Annotated in this window: 19 protein-coding genes; 5 read left to right on the plus strand and 14 right to left on the minus strand. The window is 63.2% G+C overall.

All coding sequences use genetic code 11. The features are described from left to right. The first annotated feature begins 31 nt into the window (after positions 1-31). Entirely contained in the window at positions 32-859 is an 828-nt protein-coding gene (phnF, locus tag ACIGJE_RS11000; protein WP_149254199.1) for a phosphonate metabolism transcriptional regulator PhnF, read from the plus strand. A gap of 36 nt (positions 860-895) precedes the next feature. On the opposite strand, the gene ACIGJE_RS11005 is transcribed toward phnF, so the two are convergent. The 3 genes from ACIGJE_RS11005 to ACIGJE_RS11015 form a co-directional block, all read right to left on the minus strand. Continuing rightward, the gene (locus tag ACIGJE_RS11005) at positions 896-1291 is read right to left on the minus strand and encodes a VOC family protein (protein ID WP_149254200.1); all 396 of its coding nucleotides are present in this window, start codon (positions 1289-1291) and stop codon (positions 896-898) included. Between the two features lie 244 nt (positions 1292-1535). Then, a complete protein-coding gene (locus ACIGJE_RS11010; protein WP_415083338.1) occupies positions 1536-2573 on the minus strand; it encodes a lysine-2,3-aminomutase-like protein in 1038 nt (345 codons plus the stop codon). A gap of 220 nt (positions 2574-2793) precedes the next feature. Continuing rightward, entirely contained in the window at positions 2794-3018 is a 225-nt protein-coding gene (locus tag ACIGJE_RS11015) for a hypothetical protein (RefSeq protein WP_415083336.1), read from the minus strand. A gap of 192 nt (positions 3019-3210) precedes the next feature. Between ACIGJE_RS11015 and ACIGJE_RS11020 the strand changes: the two genes are divergently transcribed. Beyond that, complete coding sequence (locus tag ACIGJE_RS11020; RefSeq protein WP_415083334.1) at positions 3211-3891, plus strand: ArsR/SmtB family transcription factor; 681 nt, start codon at positions 3211-3213, stop codon at positions 3889-3891. A 3-nt stretch (positions 3892-3894) separates the two neighbouring features. On the opposite strand, the gene phnE (ACIGJE_RS11025) is transcribed toward ACIGJE_RS11020, so the two are convergent. The 4 genes from phnE (ACIGJE_RS11025) to phnC all read right to left on the minus strand — a co-directional run bounded on the left by phnE (ACIGJE_RS11025) (position 3895) and on the right by phnC (position 7609). Further along, positions 3895-4788, minus strand: coding sequence for a phosphonate ABC transporter, permease protein PhnE (gene phnE, locus ACIGJE_RS11025; RefSeq protein ID WP_415083332.1), 894 nt, complete (start codon positions 4786-4788; stop codon positions 3895-3897). A gap of 13 nt (positions 4789-4801) precedes the next feature. Continuing rightward, entirely contained in the window at positions 4802-5686 is an 885-nt protein-coding gene (gene phnE, locus ACIGJE_RS11030; RefSeq protein ID WP_311933912.1) for a phosphonate ABC transporter, permease protein PhnE, read from the minus strand. A gap of 105 nt (positions 5687-5791) precedes the next feature. Continuing rightward, the gene (phnD, locus tag ACIGJE_RS11035; protein WP_149254205.1) at positions 5792-6724 is read right to left on the minus strand and encodes a phosphonate ABC transporter substrate-binding protein; all 933 of its coding nucleotides are present in this window, start codon (positions 6722-6724) and stop codon (positions 5792-5794) included. A gap of 60 nt (positions 6725-6784) precedes the next feature. Then, on the minus strand, positions 6785-7609 hold the full coding sequence (phnC, locus tag ACIGJE_RS11040; RefSeq protein ID WP_311933552.1) for a phosphonate ABC transporter ATP-binding protein: 825 nt from the start codon (positions 7607-7609) through the stop codon (positions 6785-6787). A gap of 195 nt (positions 7610-7804) precedes the next feature. Here phnC and ACIGJE_RS11045 point away from each other — a divergent pair, with 195 nt between their 5' ends. Genes ACIGJE_RS11045 through ACIGJE_RS11055 form a run of 3 tightly spaced genes read left to right on the plus strand, consistent with a single transcriptional unit; the run spans position 7805 to position 9385 of the window. Next, positions 7805-8455: an LbetaH domain-containing protein gene (locus ACIGJE_RS11045; protein ID WP_311933911.1), complete on the plus strand. Its 651-nt coding sequence runs from the start codon at positions 7805-7807 to the stop codon at positions 8453-8455. Positions 8456-8459: 4 nt separating this feature from the next. Continuing rightward, positions 8460-8915: a MaoC family dehydratase gene (locus tag ACIGJE_RS11050; protein ID WP_311933551.1), complete on the plus strand. Its 456-nt coding sequence runs from the start codon at positions 8460-8462 to the stop codon at positions 8913-8915. Continuing rightward, positions 8912-9385, plus strand: a complete 474-nt coding sequence (locus tag ACIGJE_RS11055; protein WP_415083328.1) for a MaoC family dehydratase — start codon at positions 8912-8914, stop codon at positions 9383-9385. The genes ACIGJE_RS11050 and ACIGJE_RS11055 overlap by 4 nt, the downstream gene beginning before the upstream one ends. 211 nt (positions 9386-9596) lie before the next feature. Here ACIGJE_RS11055 and ACIGJE_RS11060 read toward each other — a convergent pair whose 3' ends face one another. The 7 genes from ACIGJE_RS11060 to ACIGJE_RS11090 all read right to left on the minus strand — a co-directional run bounded on the left by ACIGJE_RS11060 (position 9597) and on the right by ACIGJE_RS11090 (position 18555). Next, positions 9597-10271 (minus strand): class I SAM-dependent methyltransferase, encoded by a 675-nt coding sequence (locus ACIGJE_RS11060; RefSeq protein ID WP_483680071.1) that lies wholly within the window; start codon positions 10269-10271, stop codon positions 9597-9599. Continuing rightward, entirely contained in the window at positions 10268-11539 is a 1272-nt protein-coding gene (locus tag ACIGJE_RS11065; protein WP_311933545.1) for a BtaA family protein, read from the minus strand. The genes ACIGJE_RS11060 and ACIGJE_RS11065 overlap by 4 nt, the downstream gene beginning before the upstream one ends. Before the next feature lie 107 nt (positions 11540-11646). Further along, on the minus strand, positions 11647-13296 hold the full coding sequence (locus tag ACIGJE_RS11070) for an ABC transporter ATP-binding protein (RefSeq protein ID WP_367624144.1): 1650 nt from the start codon (positions 13294-13296) through the stop codon (positions 11647-11649). A 111-nt stretch (positions 13297-13407) separates the two neighbouring features. Beyond that, the gene (locus ACIGJE_RS11075; protein ID WP_311933542.1) at positions 13408-14532 is read right to left on the minus strand and encodes an ABC transporter permease; all 1125 of its coding nucleotides are present in this window, start codon (positions 14530-14532) and stop codon (positions 13408-13410) included. Then, a complete protein-coding gene (locus tag ACIGJE_RS11080) occupies positions 14525-15448 on the minus strand; it encodes an ABC transporter permease subunit (protein WP_415083324.1) in 924 nt (307 codons plus the stop codon). The genes ACIGJE_RS11075 and ACIGJE_RS11080 overlap by 8 nt, the downstream gene beginning before the upstream one ends. A 122-nt stretch (positions 15449-15570) precedes the next feature. Then, entirely contained in the window at positions 15571-17166 is a 1596-nt protein-coding gene (locus ACIGJE_RS11085; protein WP_311933539.1) for a peptide ABC transporter substrate-binding protein, read from the minus strand. A 420-nt stretch (positions 17167-17586) separates the two neighbouring features. Next, complete coding sequence (locus tag ACIGJE_RS11090; protein ID WP_068288448.1) at positions 17587-18555, minus strand: ribose-phosphate pyrophosphokinase; 969 nt, start codon at positions 18553-18555, stop codon at positions 17587-17589. Positions 18556-18680: the final 125 nt, after the last annotated feature.

An 18680-nucleotide genomic window follows, 5' to 3' on the forward strand; every position in this document is an offset into this window, starting at 1 on the left:
ACAACTATATGAGGAACCCTGCAACGCTTCCATGACAAAACCAGTCCCGACCCGAAATTTTTCGCCGCAGGCCGCAACAGGCGATTTCGCCGCTGCGGAAGGCAGCCTTTCCCGCGGGGATGGCAATGCTGTGGATGGTGCCGTCTTTCGCGGCGATGGTATCGCCGCCTGGCGCAAGATCGCGGATCTCGTCGAGGCCGAGATCATTGGCGGCATGCTGGCTCCCGGGACGCAATTGCCGACGGAGGCTGCGTTGGCCGCCCGCTTCGGCGTCAACCGGCACACGGTACGGCGGGCGCTTGGCGAACTGGCCGGCAAGGGCCTGGTGCGCACTGCGCAGGGCAGGGGGACCTTCGTCGAGCTTTCCCGGCTCGCCTATCCGATCGGTGAACGCACGCGTTTCAGCCAGAACATGGCGCAGGAAGGGCGCGAGCCCGGGGGCATCGTGCTGGAGGCCGTCGAAATCGAGGCCGATCCGCGTCTTGCCGGGCTGCTGGCCATAACGCCGGGCAGTCCGGTGCTGAAACTGCTGACCATGCGTTCGGCCGACGGCGTACCGATCGCCTTCGGCAACTCCTTCCTGCCGCTGCCGCGCTTTGCCGGTTTTGCCGATGCCTATCGGCGCTTCGGGGCCGTGACGCCGGCCTTGGCGGCCTGCGGCGTCGATGATTACAAGCGGATATCGACCCGTGTCGGAGCGCGCTTTGCCTCACCCGACGAAGCAGCCAGGCTCGATATTGCGGCCGGCCGCCCCGTCCTGACGGTGGAAGGCGTCAATATCGACGCCGACGGCGTGCCGATCCAAGCGATCTCCAGCCTGTTCGCCGCGGACCGTACCGAGATCGTGGTGCAGAGCTGATGACCCGATAGGCTTTTCCAGAATGCGAATGATCGATCAAATCGCCTCGTGGCACACCGCTTCGACCCGATTTCCGGCAGGGTCGATCAGAAAAGCTGCATAATAATGGTCGTGATAGTGCGTTCGTAATCCCGGAGCACCGTTCGCGCGGCCCCCGGACGCAAGGCCGGCGGCATAGAACGCATCGACTTGGGCGCGAGATGCGGCTTTGAAGCACCAATGCCGCTTGTTCTCTTCGATGTTCGATGCGTCGAGGTAGATAGCCAGGAATGTCGATTGCGTGTCGTTTGATCGACAGCGCTCGCCATAGCCGATGGCCTCGCTCCGGTCATAGACTTTGGGCGCCCCGAGGGCGCTCATGATTGCATCATAAAACGCCCGTGCCTGCTGAAGATCGGGAACGCCGATCGAGACATGGTCGAGAAGAAACATGATTTATACCTCGAATCAGCGAGTTACGGCGAGACGCCGGCTCAAGCCCAGGAGGATAAGGCCTATTATCCAAAAGTAAGGCGGTGTCCATGCGAATCCAGCGATGGGCCCGGTGCTTGCCATGGCTGGTGCACCGAGACCTCGTGAACGCCGCCGTTCAAACGGGTATTTCGATCAAAGGTCGGCATTGGTGGTAGCGGGGCCAAGCATGACGGGGCTACCCTTCGTTCGCTTCCCGGCGTGCCTAGCCGCGATAATCGTGCCTGTTTCCACGCGGATCCGTCACGACAGGGCCGTTCTCGCCATCATCGAGATAACAAGGTCCGATCGGCACCTTGCCGTGTCCGCCGGGGATGTCGAGCACATAGGTGGGCTGGCCGAGGCCGGTGAGACTTCCGCGCAATTGCCGCATCACCGCCTGGCCCTCGGCGATGGTGGTGCGGAAATGGCTCGTGCCCTTGGCGAGGTCGCCATGATGCAGGTAATAGGGCTTGATGCGCAGGCCGAGCAGCGCCCGGAAGAGGGCCGACAGCGCCTCGGCCGTGGCGTTGACGCCCTTGAGCAGGACGGTCTGGCTGACCATGGCGATCCCCGCCTTGACCAGCCGCGTACAGGCTTCCCGCGCGGCGGGCGTGAGTTCGCGCACATGGTTGGCGTGCAGGGCGACGAACACGCCCTTCGGGCTGTCGAGACTTTCGATGAGTTCGTCCGTGATCCGTTCGGGCGCCACCACCGGCACGCGGGTGTGAAAGCGGATCACGCCGACATGATCGATGGCCGACAGCGCCTTCACGATCCGGCCGATGCGCCGCGGCGATAACGCGAAGGGATCGCCGCCGGTGATGATGACCTCGAAGATGGCGGGGTTGCCGGCGATATAGGCCAGGGCAGCATCGAGTTCGCCGCCGGCGAGCATCTCGCCCTCCGGCCCTACCATCTCCCGGCGGAAGCAGAAACGGCAATAGACCGGGCAGACATGCAGTGGCTTGAGCAGGACGCGGTCGGGGTAGCGATGGACGATGCCTTTCACCGGCGAGAAGGCGTCATCCCCGATCGGGTCCGAGAGTTCGTCCGGGCTCGATATCAGTTCGTGGCCGGTCGGCACGAATTGGGCGGCAATGGGATCGTCCTGGGGGGAGCCAGCGATGAGATCCGTCATCGCTGGAGTGATTGCCACCGAAAAACGCCGCGCCACCTCTTCGATGTCGAGACGCTCGGCCGAAGAAATGAGCCCGCTGGCTTCCAGATCGGAAGCGCTCCGAAGGCTGGAATGCTTGTTCATTTCGATGCTCTTGCCATGATGCCGGCTGGATCGCCACGGCGAGGCAGCCCTTTAGCAGGCAATGGCTGGATATGCCAACCCGGGAGCAAACACGCGTTTCCGCTAAAAGGCGTTTTGCTCTGCAGCCTCGAACCCGATTTCGGAAGCGGATTCGAGGCCGCCGGTCATTGTTGTCGCATCTTTTTTGCTGAAATCGGCATCCGTTTTTCGGCGCGATGCTCTAGCGATAGCGATCGATCAAGTCTCGGGCGCAGGCGGCGGGCTGGGGCGGATCATTCTTCTCATGACCGTCGATCACGCCGATATCGCGCAACAAACGATCGGAGAGACCGCGCAACCTCTTCTTCGGCACCGTCCGCAGGTTTGTCGACCGTGACTTGTTCCTTTCCGCAGCGCTCTCCTGCAAACAAGCCTGCTCAATGTAGCCAATCTGCGCCATGGTCATGGTTCGACCGCCAGATCGGCAAGGTCCTCGGTGTTGTCGGCCCAATGGGCCGTCGTCGCCGATCCCTCATGCGGCGCGGGCTTGCAGGGGGCGATGTCATGGCAGGCGATCATCGTGGATGTCCCGTGGTTGAAAACGACCGGGACAGGCTAGGCGATTGAGCGACCTCGATGCTTCGGCTATGATCGTAGTATGAAAGACGGACCGATGATCGCCTCTGTCGCCGCCCTGATCGGCGACCCCGCCCGTGCCAACATGCTCACGGCGCTGATGGACGGGCGGGCCCTCACCGTGAGTGAACTGGCCGAGGCCGGAGGCATCAGTCTGCAGACAGCCAGCGGCCATCTCGCCAAGCTCGATGCCGCCGGCCTGCTTTCGGCGGAAAAACAAGGACGGCACCGCTATTTTCGCCTGTCGGGCCACGATGTCGCGCAGGTCCTGGAAGCCCTGATGGGGCTGGCCCAGCGCACCGGTGCGATAAGAGTGCGGACCGGCCCGCGCGACGAAGCCATGCGGGCGGCAAGGATCTGCTACGACCACCTGGCCGGGGCACGCGGTGTTGCCCTGCTGGACGGCTTCGTCTGCCAGGGCTTCATCAGCGGTGACGATAATCCCGTGGTGACGGCCACGGGCAGGGATTTCTTCGTCGGGTTGGGGCTCGACGTTCCGGCCATGGCCAGGAGCCGGAGACCCGTCTGCCGACGCTGCCTCGACTGGAGCGAACGCCGCAGCCATCTCGGCGGAGCCCTGGGCGCGAGGCTGCTCGACTGGGTGATCGAGCGCGACTGGGCCCGGCGCAAACAGGGGCGCGTGATCGCCTTCACGCCCGCCGGCGCGAAGGCGTTCGACGCGACCTTCGGCCTGGCGGAATAGGCCTCAGGGGCGCTGCGGCTGGCCGATGATCGCGAGCCGCAGGCGCGACGAAATCACGTCGATGACGGCGACGGTGACCAGGATCATGAAGATCAGCACGCCGAGCGGTGGCAGGTCGAGTACCCGCAGCAATTCGGCCAGATACTGGCCGACGCCGCCGGCCCCGACGATGCCGATGATGGTCGCCGAACGCACATTGGATTCGAAGAAATAGAGCACCTGGCTCGCCATCACCGGCAGGACCTGCGGGATCAGGGCGAAGCGGATGCGGTGGATCCGGTTGCCGCCCGTGGAGAGAACGCCCTCGCTTGCCTTGTTGTCGGTGGTCTCGATTGCCTCGGAGAACAGCTTGCCGAAGGCACCGAAGTCCACGCAGATGATGGCGAGCACGCCGGCGAAGGGACCGAGGCCGACGACGCCGACCCAGACCAGCGCCCAGATCAGCGCGTCGACGGAACGGATCACATCGAGACCGCGGCGCACAGCGAACCGGACGAAGACATTGGGAATGACGTTGCGGGCCGCCAGGAAGGCCACAGGCGCGGCCAGCACGGCCGCGGTGAGCGTGCCGGCGAAGGCGATGGCGAGCGTTTCGGCGAGGGCTTCGACGAAGAACCAGAATTTGCCTTCGTCATTGGGCGGGAACATCTGCACCACGAAGGTGCCGAGCCGCGAAAGGCCGCTGAAGAACCGATCCGGCGTGACTTCGAGCCGGATCATGGCGACGACGGCAAGGGCGAGCAGGACGGCGATCACGCCGCCCGCCAGGAAACGCGTCCGCCAGGAGGTTTCGAAATGGACGCGATGGCGGGCCGCCACGGAGGCGAGTTTTTCAGGGCCGAGCGGGGCGAACGGACCCGCCGGACGCGGTGCCGGGCCGTTGATGCGATTGTTCATGGCATCGCCTTGTTCAATGGAGTGCCTCTTGGCCGATCAGGCGGTGGCGCAGCTTCTCGGTGGCGAAATCGATGATGAAGACGGTGACGATGATCATCAAAAGAATGGCGCTGACATCGGCATAGGCGAAGGTGCGGATCGCCACCAGGAGCTCCTGGCCGATGCCGCCGACGCCGATGAAGCCCATGACGCCGGCCTCTCTGACATTGATTTCGAAGCGGAGCAGGGAATAGGAGGCGAAGTTGGGCAGGGTCTGGGGCAGCACCGCAAAGCGTATGCTTTCCAGCCAGGAACCGCCGGTGGCGACTGTGCCCTCGACAGGCTTCATGTCGACATTCTCGACCACTTCGGCAAACAGCTTGCCGAGCGCACCCATGGTGTGGATGGCAAGTGCCAGGGCGCCGGCCATCGGCCCGGACTTGAAGGCGATCAGGAAGATCATGGCAAAGACGATGGTGGGAACCGTACGGCAGAATTCGAGCCAACGGCGCACCACGGCGCGCAGAAGCCGGCTACGCGTCAGGTTTGCAGCCGCCATGAAACACAGGACGAAGGCGCCGAGCACGCCGAGCAGCGTGCCGAGATAGGCGACGAGCAGCGTGTCGCCGAGCAGCACCAGCCATTTGCCGAAACCCCAATACCACTCCCTGACATCGCCGAGGAAGTTGCCGAGACTGAGGGGAGGGGCAATGCGGCTGAAGAAGGAGGTGAAGTTGCCGATATGCGTCCACAGGAAACCCGGCCGGACCGAGGCCACATGCGCCGACAGGGCGTAGAGGGCGATGCCGACAGCGACGGCGAGCCAGATCCGCCGCTTCTTGGCGGCAATGGTTGCCTGATAGGCCTTCAGCAAGGCCCGGGCCTGCGCTTCCGGCAGGCTATTGATAGCCGGCAATATTATATCCTCCTGCCAAGTCGAGCGAGCGCGGTCCAAGGCGAAATCCGTCTGCGCAAAGGGCGCGCACCTTGCGGTACGCGCCCTTTCTTTCGGTCGTGCCTGGCTTTACTGGGTCTTGCGGAGCGCGTCGTTGAACTTCACCATGTCGACGATCGGCTGATATTCCTTGGCGCTGATCGCCGTGAGTTCGAGATCCTTGCCATCGGAAAGCTTGTCGAAATTGGCCTTGTCGTTCTTGGCGTAGTCGATCAGCGCGGCGCCGATCTTCTTCTTCAGATCGTCGGGCAGCGAGGCGAGCACCGTATAGGGGCCTTCAGGCAGGAAGGGCGTCTTGTAGATGACACGGAAATCGGCCTTGGTCATCGCGGTGCCGTCATCCTTCTTGAGGATGCCGCGGCTGAGCATGCGGGTCAGGTTGGAATCGTCTTCCGAGTTCCAGCTGTTCGCAGCAGCGTCGGCGGTACCCTGGGCGAGGGCCAGCACGGCGTTGTCGTGGCTACCGGCGAAGACGACGGAGGAGAAGAACTTGTCCACGTCGATGCCCTGGCTGTGCAGGCCGAAGCGCGGCGCATTGTTGCCGGAGGTCGAGTTCGGGTCGACGAGGGCGAGCTTCTTGCCCTTGAGGTCCTCGATGGTCTTGTAGGGGCTGTCGGCCTTCACATAGATCACCGAGTAGTAGCCGGTGAGGCCATTGTTATGGCGCGGCACGGCGACCGGCTCGGTGGCGACGCCGGTGATGATGGCGCGGGCATAGGAGGCCGGGCCGTACCAGGCGATCTGGGCAAAGCCGGCGCGCTGGGCTTCGATCACGGCGGCGTAGTCGTTGGCGATGTTGAGCTTGACCGGCACGCCGACCTGCTTGGCGATGTAGTCGGCCAGCGGCTGGTAGCGGTCATTGGTGGTGGAGGCGTTCTCGGCCGGAATGACGGCGAGCGTCAATTCGGGATACTGGGCCTTCCAGTCCTCGGCCTGGGCAGTACCGGCGGCAAAGCTCATGGCTGCTGCGGCAAGGCCGAGCAGCGTGCGGCGCGAAAGCATAGGTCTCTCCTGTCGGAAATATCGTGTTCTTGTGGCTCTTGAAGATGCGCAGCCGGCCTGTCAGGCCGCGACGCTGGCAGGGCGAGCCAAGCCTGCCGAATTTGTACCGCCTGCCCATTTGGTGTCGGCATCGGCGTCCATCACTTCGCCGGCCTCCAGGCCGTAGAGGTCGCGGGCCGCATCTGTCGTCAGCGCCGCGGGGGCGCCGTCGAACACCACCCGACCGGCGGACATGCCGATCAGGCGGTCGCAATAGCCGCGGGCGAGATCGAGCGAATGGAGATTGCAGATGACGGTGATGCCGAAATGCTTGTTGATGCGTAAGAGCGCATCCATCACCACCTTGGTATTGCGCGGGTCGAGCGAGGCGATCGGCTCGTCCGCCAGGATGATCGAAGGTTCCTGCACCAGGGCGCGGGCGATCGCCACGCGCTGCTGCTGACCGCCGGACAGGCTGTCGGCACGCTGGCCGGCAAGATTGGCGATGTCGAACTGCTCCAGCGCGGCGAGCGCCATGGCCTTGTCCTCGAGGCCCCACAGCTGCAGCACGGCGCTGGCGGTCGAGACCTTGTTAAGGCGGCCCATCAGCACATTGGTGAGCACGTCGAGGCGGCCGATGAGGTTGAACTGCTGGAAGATCATGGCGCAGCGCGCGCGCCAGTCCCGCAGGGCCTGTCCGCGCAGGGCCGTGACATCGACGCCATCGAAGGAGATCGTACCCTCGCTCGGGTCGACAAGGCGGTTCAGCATGCGCAGCAATGTCGACTTGCCGGCCCCTGAGCGCCCGATCACACCGATGAAGGCGCCGGGCGCAATTTCCAGATTCACATCGGCGACAGCCGTCTTGCCGCCAAAGCGCCTGGAAACTCCTTTGATCGCCAGCATGAACAGATCCCTTCTCGTGCAGGTTTCCGGAGTCGGTAACGCCGGGCCATTACAGAGGGATGGCAGTTCAATGATGTTTCGGTGACGATCCACCGCCGATGTCGCCGGCAATTGCGACAGGCCGGGCGCTCCGGCCGGTTCTTGTCATGGCGTTGTCGCAGGAGAATGGGAAGTACGAGCCTTTCCGACCGGTGAATTGCCTTGCCTAAGCTCAGCCCCACGCCTCTCATCGACCCGACGGCTTCGGTTTCAGCGAGCCGGCTCGGGCGCTACACCGAGGTGGGACCGCGGACCAGCCTGATTGAAGTCGAACTCGGCGATTATTCCTATGTCGTCAACGATGCGGACATCGCCTACAGCCATGTCGGCCGTTTCGTCTCGATCGCGGCCCATACGCGCATCAATCCGGGCAATCACCCGATGGACCGGGCAAGCCAAAGCCATTTCAGCTATCGCGCCTCGGCCTATTTCGAAGGCGAGAGCGACGAGAGCGACTTCTTCGCTTGGCGTAGGGAACATGATGTCCATATCGGCCATGATGTCTGGATCGGGCATGGTGCGATCGTGCTGCCAGGACGTCGTATCGGCATCGGCGCCGTGGTGGGTGCTGGCGCCGTGGTCACCCGCGACGTCGAGGCCTATACCATCGTCGCCGGCAATCCGGCGCGGCCGATTCGTCGGCGCTTCGACGACGCGATTGCCGATCGCCTGCAGGCCCTGGCCTGGTGGGACTGGTCGCATGAAGCGCTGCGGGCCGCCCTGCCGGACTTCCGCAAGCTCCCGGTCGAGGCTTTCCTCGACAAATATCAGGCTCTTGCCGTTGAGGGCCTAATCGGTCCATCCTGAGGGCATGGCTGATACCCTCCATTTCGAAGATTTCCCGGTCGGCGAGATCGCCACTTATGGCTCGTACAGGCTGACGCGTGAGGCCATCCTCGCCTTCGCCAGGGAATATGACCCCCAGCCGTTTCATCTCGATGATGAGGCGGCAAAAAGCACCATGCTGGGCGGGCTTGCGGCTTCCGGCTGGCATGCCTGCTGCATCTTGATGCGGCTCAATTGCGATGGCTTCATGCTCAACTCCACCTCGATGGGCGCCCCCGGCATCGACGAGGTTAAGTGGCTGGCGCCGCTACGCCCGGATGTCACGCTGAGCGTTCGCCGTACGACGTTGGAGGCGCGGGCTTCCAGAAGCCGCCCCGAAATGGGCCTGGTGAAGTTTCTGTTCGAACTTGTGGCGGACGGCAAGACGGTGGTGACCACCCAGACCGGTTCCATCATGTTCGGCCGGAGGCAGGCGGCATGAAATATTTCGAGGATCTTGCCATCGGGGATACCGACGAGATCGGCGCTTTCACCTTTTCGGCCGAGAATATCAAGCGCTTTGCGACCCTCTACGATCCCCAGCCCTTTCATGTCGACGAGGCTGCGGCGGAGGCCAGCCATTTTGGTGGCCTGGTGGCGTCGGGCTGGCAGGTTGCGGCGGTCTGGATGAAGCTCCTGGTGGCGCATCAGGAAGTCGAGATCGCGCGGGCGCGCCAGCTCGGTAAGCCGGTGGTGAAGCTCGGCCCGTCGCCGGGCTTTCGCAACATGGTCTGGGCCAAGCCGGTGCGCGCCGGCGATACGCTGCGCTATAGCGTGGAGATCACGGGCAAGAAGGAGAGCGCTTCCCGCCCCGAATGGGGCATCGTCTCCATGCAGAGCTCGGCGCTCAACCAGCATGGCGAGCAGGCGTTCCGCTTCGAGGGCACTGTCTTCTGGGAAAGGCGTGGATGAGGCGCCTCGGTGTACGGGTCGTCAATCCGCACTGAAGGACCTGGAGCCATCAACCTGGTCGCATAGTTGCTCGAGCCCTATCGATCGGGCTAAGTAGACGTGCCTTAGCCAGGCCGGGAGGCAAGACTTGGCGAGGCGATCAGCTGGGGCTCTGAAAGGAGCAGAGGGGTTTCTCCCGTCCTCCCAGCACCAGCGCCAAGACATGGCGCGATCAGGAGATCGGCTTGCCCGGTCTCCGTGCCAATTCCGCATAGAACGCGTAGCCGCGGTAGAGGTCCCTGGTCCGGAGCTGCAAGCCCTCGCGGCTTGCAAGATCCGCCAGTGCTGCGGGCAGTGCGGCGATCGGATGGACGTGGAAGCGCGCCAGCCAGGCAAAGAGCACCCGCTTGAACCAGCTCGGCAGGCCGCCCTGCTGGCCGAAATCCACGATGAGGAGGCGACCGCCCGGTTCCAGGGCTGCAACGGCCCGTTCCAGCACGGCGCGCCAATCCGGGATCATCGACAGCGTGTAGGAGATATAGATGCGCTCGAACCCCTTGCGCCCGAACTGTTCGGGCGAGAAACGGGTGGCATCGGCCTGAGCCACGCTGACACGGGCCAGGCCATTGCGGTCCAGCGAGTGTCGAGCCGTTTCGAGCATCGCCGTCGAGATGTCGAAACCGTTGAGCGCCGTGGCGGGATAGCGCCGGGCCACGGCGATGAGGTTGCGGCCGGTGCCGCATCCGATTTCGAGAATGGTTTCACCCGCTGCCGGCTTGAGCGAGGCGATCAGGTGGTCCCGCCCGAGCAGGTAATATTTGCGCGTGAGATCATAGATGTAGCGCTGGTGGCGATAGATCCGGTTCATCGCCGCCGCGGCGTCGCCTGCCTGCATCTGGATGCTCAATGGAGGGCTCGCAGCTCGTAGAGATGGAAGCCGCCATAGATGGCGGAGCGGTCGCGCGCGGTCCAGGCCCGGCAGCGCTCGCGGTCGTAGGACCAGCGCGCCAAAAGGTCGGCGGGAATTCGGCCTGGCAGCAGGCTTTCCTCGGCGGCGGTGCGGAAGATCACGCGGGCGCCGGGGCGAGCCGTCCGGGTGATCTCGCTCCACAGCTTGGTGAGGATGACATCGGTCATCCAGTCCTGGGCATCGAGCAGCACATAGGCGTCGAGGCTGGCTGCCGGCTGGGCCTTGAGGTGGTCGATCAAATTGACGTGGCGGACATCGATGCGATCGGCCCGATCGCGCACGGCCTCGTAGGCCGTCTGCTCGAGATAGGGTGGCACCGGCCCGTCGCCATCGGGTTTGTAGCCGCGACCGAAGGCCTGCCAGGCGAAATAATTGTCCTTGAGGTCGAAATCGCAGGCGAGGCGTTCCAGCCGCTCGCGCAGCACGTCGGCAATGCCTTCCCCGTCTGCGGCCGCCCCGGCCAGGGCGTCATATTGCTCGGGCGGAATGCCCAGGCCATAGAGCGAGGCCCGCCGGCGGGTGAGCCATTTGATATGGGGGCGATCGAACAGGGGCGCGATGCGCTCGTCGAAGACCCGGCGCTGCTCGGCGAGATCACGGGCGGCCAGGAGGTCGGCCGGATCGATGCGATGCAGCCGCCCGATCAGGTGTCCCAAGCCGATGAAACGGCCGAGCAGGCCGTAACGATAGAGATTCTTGCCGAAATAGCCGATGCGGCGGCGGCCAAGCAGGTCGCGCCCGTCCCAATAGGCCCGTGTCTCGGCGTCGAGATGGGAGCGCAGGGCTGTCTCGTAGATCGAAACATTGCGGCGCTGGTGGGCACGTGCGAAGAAGTCGTAGAAGGCGGCATGATCGGGCAGGTGCCGGGCGGCCGCGATCTTCAGGCGGTTGAGGGCGATATGGTGGCGGTTGAGGTCGACCGCGGTGATCGCAGCCGGGCCAGCCTTGAGATAGCTCATCACATTGCAGCCGCCGGAGGCGATGGCAACCAGTCGGTCGTCGGATTTGAGAGCCAGCGCCTCCATGTCGATCTCGGGATCTTCCCAGATCTGGGCATAGACGAGGCCACTGAAAGCCAAGGTGAAGAGCCGGTCCTGCATGCCGCGCAGCGACAATAGCCGGTGATGTTCCACGGCCTGCTTCACATGGCCCTGGCTCTTGGCTGGCGCCTGTGTCCCGATGCTGTTCACATCCGTCATGCCCATCCGCTCCTTCGCCGAATCCGGGTTGTGCGATGGGATTCGCGGATAAGACCAAGCGATGACGGGGGGATGACAAGGGGCCGCCAAAGCGACGCGCAGGCGACAGGTCCTCAGGCCGTACCTGTTGCCTCCACACGTTCCTTGCCGAGTGCAGCCGCCATAAGCGTGCGAGTATAGGCTTCGCGCGGTGCATCGAAGATCTGGGCGGTGGGGCCCTCCTCGACGATGCGCCCTTCCTTCATCACGACGACATAGTCGGACAGCGCGCGTACCACCGACAGATCATGGCTGATGAACAGATAGGACAAGCTGTGGGAGGCCTGCAGCTCGCGCAGCAGCTCGACGATCTGTTTTTGCACCGAGCGGTCGAGCGCCGAGGTCGGCTCGTCGAGCACCACCACCTTGGGCTTTAGGATCATGGCGCGCGCAATGGCGATGCGCTGGCGCTGGCCGCCCGAGAATTCGTGCGGATAGCGGTTGCGGGCGGTGGGATCGAGGCCAACCTCGGTCAAGGCCTGGATGGCTCTGATGTCGCGATCGGCAGCCGACAGATTCGGCTCATGCACCCTCAGGCCCTCGGTGATGATGGATCCCACGGACATGCGGGGGGAAAGCGAACCGTAGGGATCCTGGAACACCAATTGCAGGGCGCGTCGCAGCGGACGCATCTCGAGCACGCTTGCCCGCGAGATGTCCCGACCGTCGAAGCGGATGTTGCCTTCGCCGGTATTCAGCCGCAGCAGGGCGCGGCCCAGGGTCGACTTGCCCGACCCCGATTCACCCACGATTCCGATGGTCTGCCCCTGCTGCAGGCGCACGGAAACATCGTCCACCGCCTTCAGATCCATCGCCTTGTGGCCGCCGAACAGGCTGCCGCTGAGATGATAGGTGACGCGGATGTTGCGGCCCTCGAGCAGCACGGGAGCATCGGGACGCGGCGGATCCTTGTGGCCCGACGGTTCGGCCGCCAGCAGCATCTTGGTGTAGTCATGCCGGGGATTGTCGAAGACCTCCTGCGTGGTGCCGGTCTCCACCACTTCGCCACGGCGCATGACATAGACGCGATCGGCAAAACGCCGGACGATGTTGAGATCGTGGCTGATGAAGACGATGGACATGCCCAGGCGCTGCCGGAGATCGGCGAGCAGGGACAGGATCTGCGCCTGCACCGTGACGTCGAGGGCGGTGGTCGGCTCGTCGGCGATCAACAGATCGGGATCGTTGGCGAGCGCCATGGCGATCATCACACGCTGGCGCTGGCCTCCCGACATCTCATGGGGATAGGCATCCACCCGCCGCTCGGGATGGGGAATGCCCACGAGCTTGAACAGCTCCACTGCCTTCTTGCGGGCTTGCTTATAGCTGCCGCCGCGATGATGGACGATCGGCTCGGCTACCTGGCGCCCGACCTTGTAAAGCGGGTCGAGCGAGGTCATCGGTTCCTGGAAGATCATGGTGATCTTGTCGCCGCGTACCTTGTTGAGCTCCTTCGCCGGCAGGCCGAGCAATTCCCTGCCGCGATATTTGGCCGATCCCCGGACCTGGCCGTTGCCGGCCAGCAGGCCCATCAATGCCATCATGGTCTGGCTCTTGCCCGAGCCGGATTCGCCCACAATGGCGACGGTCTCGCCTCTGCTGACCTTGAGGTCGATGCCCTTGACCGCCTTGACCGTACCGTCGGGGGTGCTGAAGTCGACCTCCAGGCCGCTGACGTCGAGGAGGATGTCTTTCGTAGCCTGATCCACAGGTGTCTGTTGCATCGGTCTTCCCTTAAGCAAAATGCGGCTAAGCCGAACCGTCCCCGCGTTTTAACGTATTGATATCGGTAGTATTTTGCGGTTCAAAGCGCCTCCGTCTGAAAGAAAAACGCTCTAGCGATCTTTGGGGTCGAAGGCGTCGCGCAGGCCGTCGCCGATGAAATTGAGGCAGAACAGGGTGGTGACCAGGAAGATGGCCGGACAGATCAGCAGGTAGGGGGCCGCCTCCATGGAATCGGCGCCTTCCTTGATCAGCGCTCCCCAACTGGTGAGCGGTGCCTGTACACCGAGCCCGAGGAAGGAAAGGAAGCTTTCGAGCAGGATGATGCGGGGAATGCGCACCGTCAGGAACACCAGCACCGGGCTCAGCGTGTTGGGAATGATGTGGCGGCGGATCACCGCCCCCTCGCTGAGCCCCAGGGCATGGGCTGCCGAGATGAAGTCGCGCCGTTTCAGGGACAGGGTCTGGCCCCGCACGATGCGGGCCATGTCGAGCCATTCGATGGCGCCGATGGCGACGAAGATCAGCCAGAAATCGCGCCCGAACGAAGCCACCAGCAGGATGACGAAGAACATGAACGGGAGCGAATAGAGGATCTCCACGAAGCGCATCATCAGATTGTCGGCACGCCCGCCAATATAGCCCGACACGGCGCCGTAGGTGACGCCGATGACCAAGCTGACCAGGCTGGCGAGCAGGCCGACGAGCAGCGAGACCTGGCCGCCAATCATGATACGGGTCATGAGATCGCGGCCATTGCCATCGGTGCCGAGCAGGAAATACTGGCCATTGATGTCACCCTGCATGACGACCGTGCGGCCGTCGTCCCTGATATCGGTGACCTTGGTGTTGCGGAATTCGTCGATGCGGTCGACATAGCGGGTGGCGCGCGGATCGATCGCCCGGCTCGACGTCAATGTGGCCGTGAACTGGGTGCCCGAGGTCTCGAAGGATTGGACCTGCAGACGGGCCTGTGAAGCCGCGCGCTTCATGGCCTCCTCGAGCGTCGCGTGCTTGGGATAGGGCGAGAGGCTGGGGGGAACCTTGACGTAGGACCCATAGACCTGGTCGTAGCCGTGGGGGGAAAAGAACGGTCCCAGCACGGAAAAGATCACGATGGCCGCGAACACGAACAGGCTGACCATGGCGGCCTTGTTGCGGCGCAGGCGCAGCCAGGCGAGTTCGAGCAGGCTGCGGCTGCGCGGGAGTGTGGCGGGTGCCAGGCTTGTTTCAGTCATGACGCACCCTCGGATCGAGCCAGGCATAGAGCAGGTCGACGATCAGGTTGAAGATGATGATGAAGACCGAAACCAGCACCACGGTCGCCATCACCAGCGTGTAGTCGCGGTTGAGGGCACCCTCGACGAAATCCTTGCCGACGCCGGGAATGCCGAACACCTTCTCGACCACGACCGAGCCCGTCAGCAGCGAGGCGGCGGCGGGAGCAAGATAGGTGACGATCGGCAGGATGCCGGCGCGCATGGCATGGGCGACGATGGTCAGCTTGGCGGGCAGGCCATAGGCCTTCGCCGTGCGGATGTGGTCGGCATGCAGGGCCTCCAGCATGGAGCCACGCATCAGGCGGGCAAAGGTCGCCAGTTCCGGCAGGGCCAGGGTGATCATCGGCAGGAGCAGATAGCGAAACGAACCGTCGCCCCAGCTGCCGGTCGGCAGCCAATGCAGGGTTTGTCCGAACAGGAGCGCGAGGACCGGCCCGATGACGAAATTGGGGATGGTGATGCCGATATTGCCGATCGCGGTCACGGCGACATCCACGATCGAATTCTGGCGCAGCGCAGCGGTCGTTCCGATCAGAATGCCGCCGACGACAGCAAGGAGCAGGGCCATGCTGCCCAGCTGCAGGGAGTAGGGCAGTTTCTGGAGGATGATTTCAGAGACCGTATAGTCGCGATAGACGTAACTGGGGCCAAAATCGCCGCGCAATACGTTCCAGATATAATTTAGATACTGTTTCCATACAGGGTCATCGAGATGATAGACGCGGTTCAAGTTGTCCATGATCTGCGGCGGCAGCGGCCGGGCGAGATTGAAGGGCCCGCCCGGTACCTGGCGCATCAGGAAAAAAGAAAGCGTGACGATCACGAACAGGGTCGGAATCGCGCTCGCCAGACGCTTCAGCACGAATGAAAGCATGACATCGCCTCGGATTGGCTGTCTGCGAAGCGTTCAGGCCCGTCATCTGCGAGGCAGGCACGCTTCTCCAGCCGCGGATGAGAGACAGGAGGATGGCCTCCTGCCATCACACACGCAGCAGCTCATTCCTTGGTGAGGAAACGCGTGCCGTGGTGGTTGGCGAGGTTGTCGTGCCAGCCCTTGACCTTCTTGGAAACCAGCCAGGGGTCGTTATAGACCAGCAGGGGCGTTACCGAGGCATCACGCAGCAGCATGGCTTCGGCGTCATGCAGGATCTGCATGCGCTTGGCGACGTCCCGCTCGGTGAAGGATTTGGCCATCAAGGCATCGAATTCGGGATTGTTGTAGTGGCCGTAGTTGAAGACCTTGTTGGTGGAGACACCCAGGGTCAGGAAATTCTCGGGATCGGCATAGTCGGCGACCCAGCCTGCCCGCGTGACGTCGAAACTATTGCCTTGCTGCAGATAGGAATAGTGCGACTTGAGATCGGAATTGAGCATGGTGACCTCGGCGCCGAGGCCCTTCCACATATCGGCGATCGCGGTGGCGACCTTCTTCCAGTTCTCGTTGGTGTTGTAGCGGATCTCGACCTTGAGCGGCTTGCCACCCGGGCCGTAGCCCGCTTCCTTCAAGAGTTCCTTGGCCTTGTCCTCGCGGTCGAGCTGAGGCGTGTCGGCGAAGTCGGCCTTGGCAGGCGTGTAGTTGGCGATACCCTCCGGGATCCAGCTATAGAGCGGCTGATAGACGCCGTTCAGCACGTCATTGGCCAGGAAGTCGCGGTCGATCGCCATGGCGAAGGCCCGTCGGACCCGGATGTCGTCGAAGGGCGGCTTGCGAGTGTCGAAGGCGTAATATTCGCTCGACGTCGATGGCGAGACGTGAACCTCGTCGCCGACCTTCTCCTGCAGGAATTTGCGCTGATCGGCCTGGAACTGATAGGCGAGGTCGAGTTCCCCGGCCAGGAAGCGGCGCTGGATGGCGGCCTGGTCCTCGCTTGGATAGGCGACGACGCGATCGATCTTCACATTTGCCGCGCCCCAGTAATTGGGGTTCTTGACGAAGGTGAGGTGATCGCCGGGTATCTGCTCGGTGACCGTATAGGCGCCGTTCGACACAAGCTTGCCCGCCTTGGCGAAATCGCGGCCATATTTCTCGACATTGGCCTTGTTCACCGGCACCACGCTTTGATGAGCAAGGAGTTCGGGGAAGAAGGGGACGGGGCTTTCGAGGGTGATTTCCAGCGTACCGGCATCGATGGCCTTGACGCCGAGCGTATCGATCGCTGCCTTGCCGGTGTTTATCGCCTGTGCGTTCTTGATCGGATAGGACAGGCTGGCATATTCGGCGGCTTCCTTGGGATCGAGATTGCGCCGGAAGCTGTAGACGAAATCCTCGGCCGTGACCGGGTCGCCGTTGGACCACTTGGCGCTGGGCCTCAATTTGAAGGTGTAGACCAGCCCGTCCGGCGAAACCGTCCAGCTTTCGGCGACGGCGGGACCCACCTTGCCGGCGCCGTCATAGGCAGTGAGACCTTCGTAGAGGTCGTCGATGATGAACTGCTCGATATTGGTGGTGGTGTGGATGGGATCGAGCGATTGAGGTTCGCCGCCCAGGCCTTTGTTCAACACGGTTTCGGCGGAAGCCGACAAGGCCGTGCCGCTGAGCAAGCCTACGGCGAGCAGGGCGCCGAACAAGCGCGTTTTCAAGGCTGCTGTCATCCTGATGTCCCCTCTGAAGCCAGTTGTTCCGGCTATTGGTTGAAGGCCGGCAGTAAAGGCCTTCGCATTCGCTACGGCAACCCGCGATTTTCGACGGGGAAAGGAAGGGTAGAGCTGCTCGGTCCGCGTGCAGGGGGATAGTATGTCGAAGGGTATAGTGATCGTCTGAAAATTGCGGGTGGCCGGGATGCGACGCAATATTCGCCATAACCGACCGCGCTTTATGTCCTGTGCATTGCGAAGACTGATGGGATGAAGGTCTGATTGAATTATGGGGATAAGCCGTGCACAACCTGGCCGCGTGTGACAGGGCAGGATGTGACGCCATGTCGGGCCAGGCAAAACGAAACCGCCGTGCGAATGGGCATATTCGCGCGGCGGTTTCGTGATGGCAATTCGAACTGATGAGAACGGGCTGGCTCAGTTGAACAGGCTGGAGACACTCTCTTCGGAGGCAGTGCGGCCGATGGCCTCGCCGATCAGCGGCGCGATCGAGATGACGCGGATGTTCTGGGCCACGCGTACCGCCTCGGTCGGCATGATCGAGTCCGTGATTACCAGTTCGCGCAGCTTGGAGGAGGCGATACGGGCCACTGCGCCGCCTGAGAGCACGCCGTGGGTGATATAGGCCAGCACGTCCTTGGCGCCGCGCTCCAAGAGGGCTTCGGCAGCATTCACCAGCGTGCCGCCGGAATCGATGATGTCGTCGATCAGGATGCAGGTACGGCCCTTGACGTCGCCGATCACGTTCATGACCTCGCTCTCGCCGGCGCGCTCGCGGCGCTTGTCGACGATGGCCAGGGGCGCATCGATGCGCTTGGCGAGGGCACGGGCGCGCACCACGCCGCCGACGTCGGGCGAGACCACCATGAGCTTGTCGAGCTCCATGCGGGCCTTGATGTCGCGCTCCATCACCGGAGCGGCAAACAGGTTGTCGGTGGGAATGTCGAAGAAGCCCTGGATCTGCCCGGCATGCAGGTCGAGGGTCAGCACACGGTCGGCACCGGCATGGGTGATCAGGTTGGCGACCAGCTTGGCCGAGATCGGCGTGCGGCCGGAAGCGCGGCGATCCTGCCTTGCATAGCCGAAATAGGGGATCACCGCCGTGATGCGCCGGGCCGAGGAGCGGCGCAGGGCATCGGTGATGATCAACAGCTCCATCAGATGGTCGTTGGTGGGAAAGGAGGTCGACTGGATCACGAAGACATCCGCGCCGCGGACATTTTCCTGGATCTCGACGAAGATCTCCATGTCCGCGAACCGCCGCACCGAGCACTTCGTCAGGGGGGTCTTCAGATAGGTCGCAATCGATTCGGCCAGTGCACGATTCGAATTGCCGGCGACGAGCTTGATCTCGCCCGAACCGTGGCCCCTGTCACCTGCCGCCATGAAGCCGGCTCCCGCTTTGAGAAAAATGCACCCGGCTCTTAGCAACTGACCGGCCCGCATACAATGGGGGCGTCACAAGGAGTTCACACTTGCATGGCTGGAATGCGTGCAGATTGGGATGATTT

It is taken from the genome of Labrys sp. E2SS-1L, from assembly GCF_057073705.1.

Excerpts from the sequence above, each read along its gene's own strand:
- ACIGJE_RS11070 (WP_367624144.1), bottom strand. The coding sequence starts at position 13,296 with ATGCAACAGACACCTGTGGATCAGGCTACGAAAGACATCCTCCTCGAC.
- phnF (WP_149254199.1), top strand. The coding sequence starts at position 32 with ATGACAAAACCAGTCCCGACCCGAAATTTTTCGCCGCAGGCCGCAACA.
- ACIGJE_RS11005 (WP_149254200.1), bottom strand. The coding sequence starts at position 1,291 with ATGTTTCTTCTCGACCATGTCTCGATCGGCGTTCCCGATCTTCAGCAG.
- ACIGJE_RS11015 (WP_415083336.1), bottom strand. The coding sequence starts at position 3,018 with ATGACCATGGCGCAGATTGGCTACATTGAGCAGGCTTGTTTGCAGGAG.
- phnE (WP_415083332.1), bottom strand. The coding sequence starts at position 4,788 with ATGAACAATCGCATCAACGGCCCGGCACCGCGTCCGGCGGGTCCGTTC.
- phnD (WP_149254205.1), bottom strand. The coding sequence starts at position 6,724 with ATGCTTTCGCGCCGCACGCTGCTCGGCCTTGCCGCAGCAGCCATGAGC.
- ACIGJE_RS11080 (WP_415083324.1), bottom strand. The coding sequence starts at position 15,448 with ATGCTTTCATTCGTGCTGAAGCGTCTGGCGAGCGCGATTCCGACCCTG.
- ACIGJE_RS11065 (WP_311933545.1), bottom strand. The coding sequence starts at position 11,539 with ATGGGCATGACGGATGTGAACAGCATCGGGACACAGGCGCCAGCCAAG.
- ACIGJE_RS11090 (WP_068288448.1), bottom strand. The coding sequence starts at position 18,555 with ATGGCGGCAGGTGACAGGGGCCACGGTTCGGGCGAGATCAAGCTCGTC.
- ACIGJE_RS11050 (WP_311933551.1), top strand. The coding sequence starts at position 8,460 with ATGGCTGATACCCTCCATTTCGAAGATTTCCCGGTCGGCGAGATCGCC.
- ACIGJE_RS11055 (WP_415083328.1), top strand. The coding sequence starts at position 8,912 with ATGAAATATTTCGAGGATCTTGCCATCGGGGATACCGACGAGATCGGC.
- ACIGJE_RS11085 (WP_311933539.1), bottom strand. The coding sequence starts at position 17,166 with ATGACAGCAGCCTTGAAAACGCGCTTGTTCGGCGCCCTGCTCGCCGTA.
- phnC (WP_311933552.1), bottom strand. The coding sequence starts at position 7,609 with ATGCTGGCGATCAAAGGAGTTTCCAGGCGCTTTGGCGGCAAGACGGCT.
- ACIGJE_RS11020 (WP_415083334.1), top strand. The coding sequence starts at position 3,211 with ATGAAAGACGGACCGATGATCGCCTCTGTCGCCGCCCTGATCGGCGAC.
- ACIGJE_RS11010 (WP_415083338.1), bottom strand. The coding sequence starts at position 2,573 with ATGAACAAGCATTCCAGCCTTCGGAGCGCTTCCGATCTGGAAGCCAGC.
- ACIGJE_RS11075 (WP_311933542.1), bottom strand. The coding sequence starts at position 14,532 with ATGACTGAAACAAGCCTGGCACCCGCCACACTCCCGCGCAGCCGCAGC.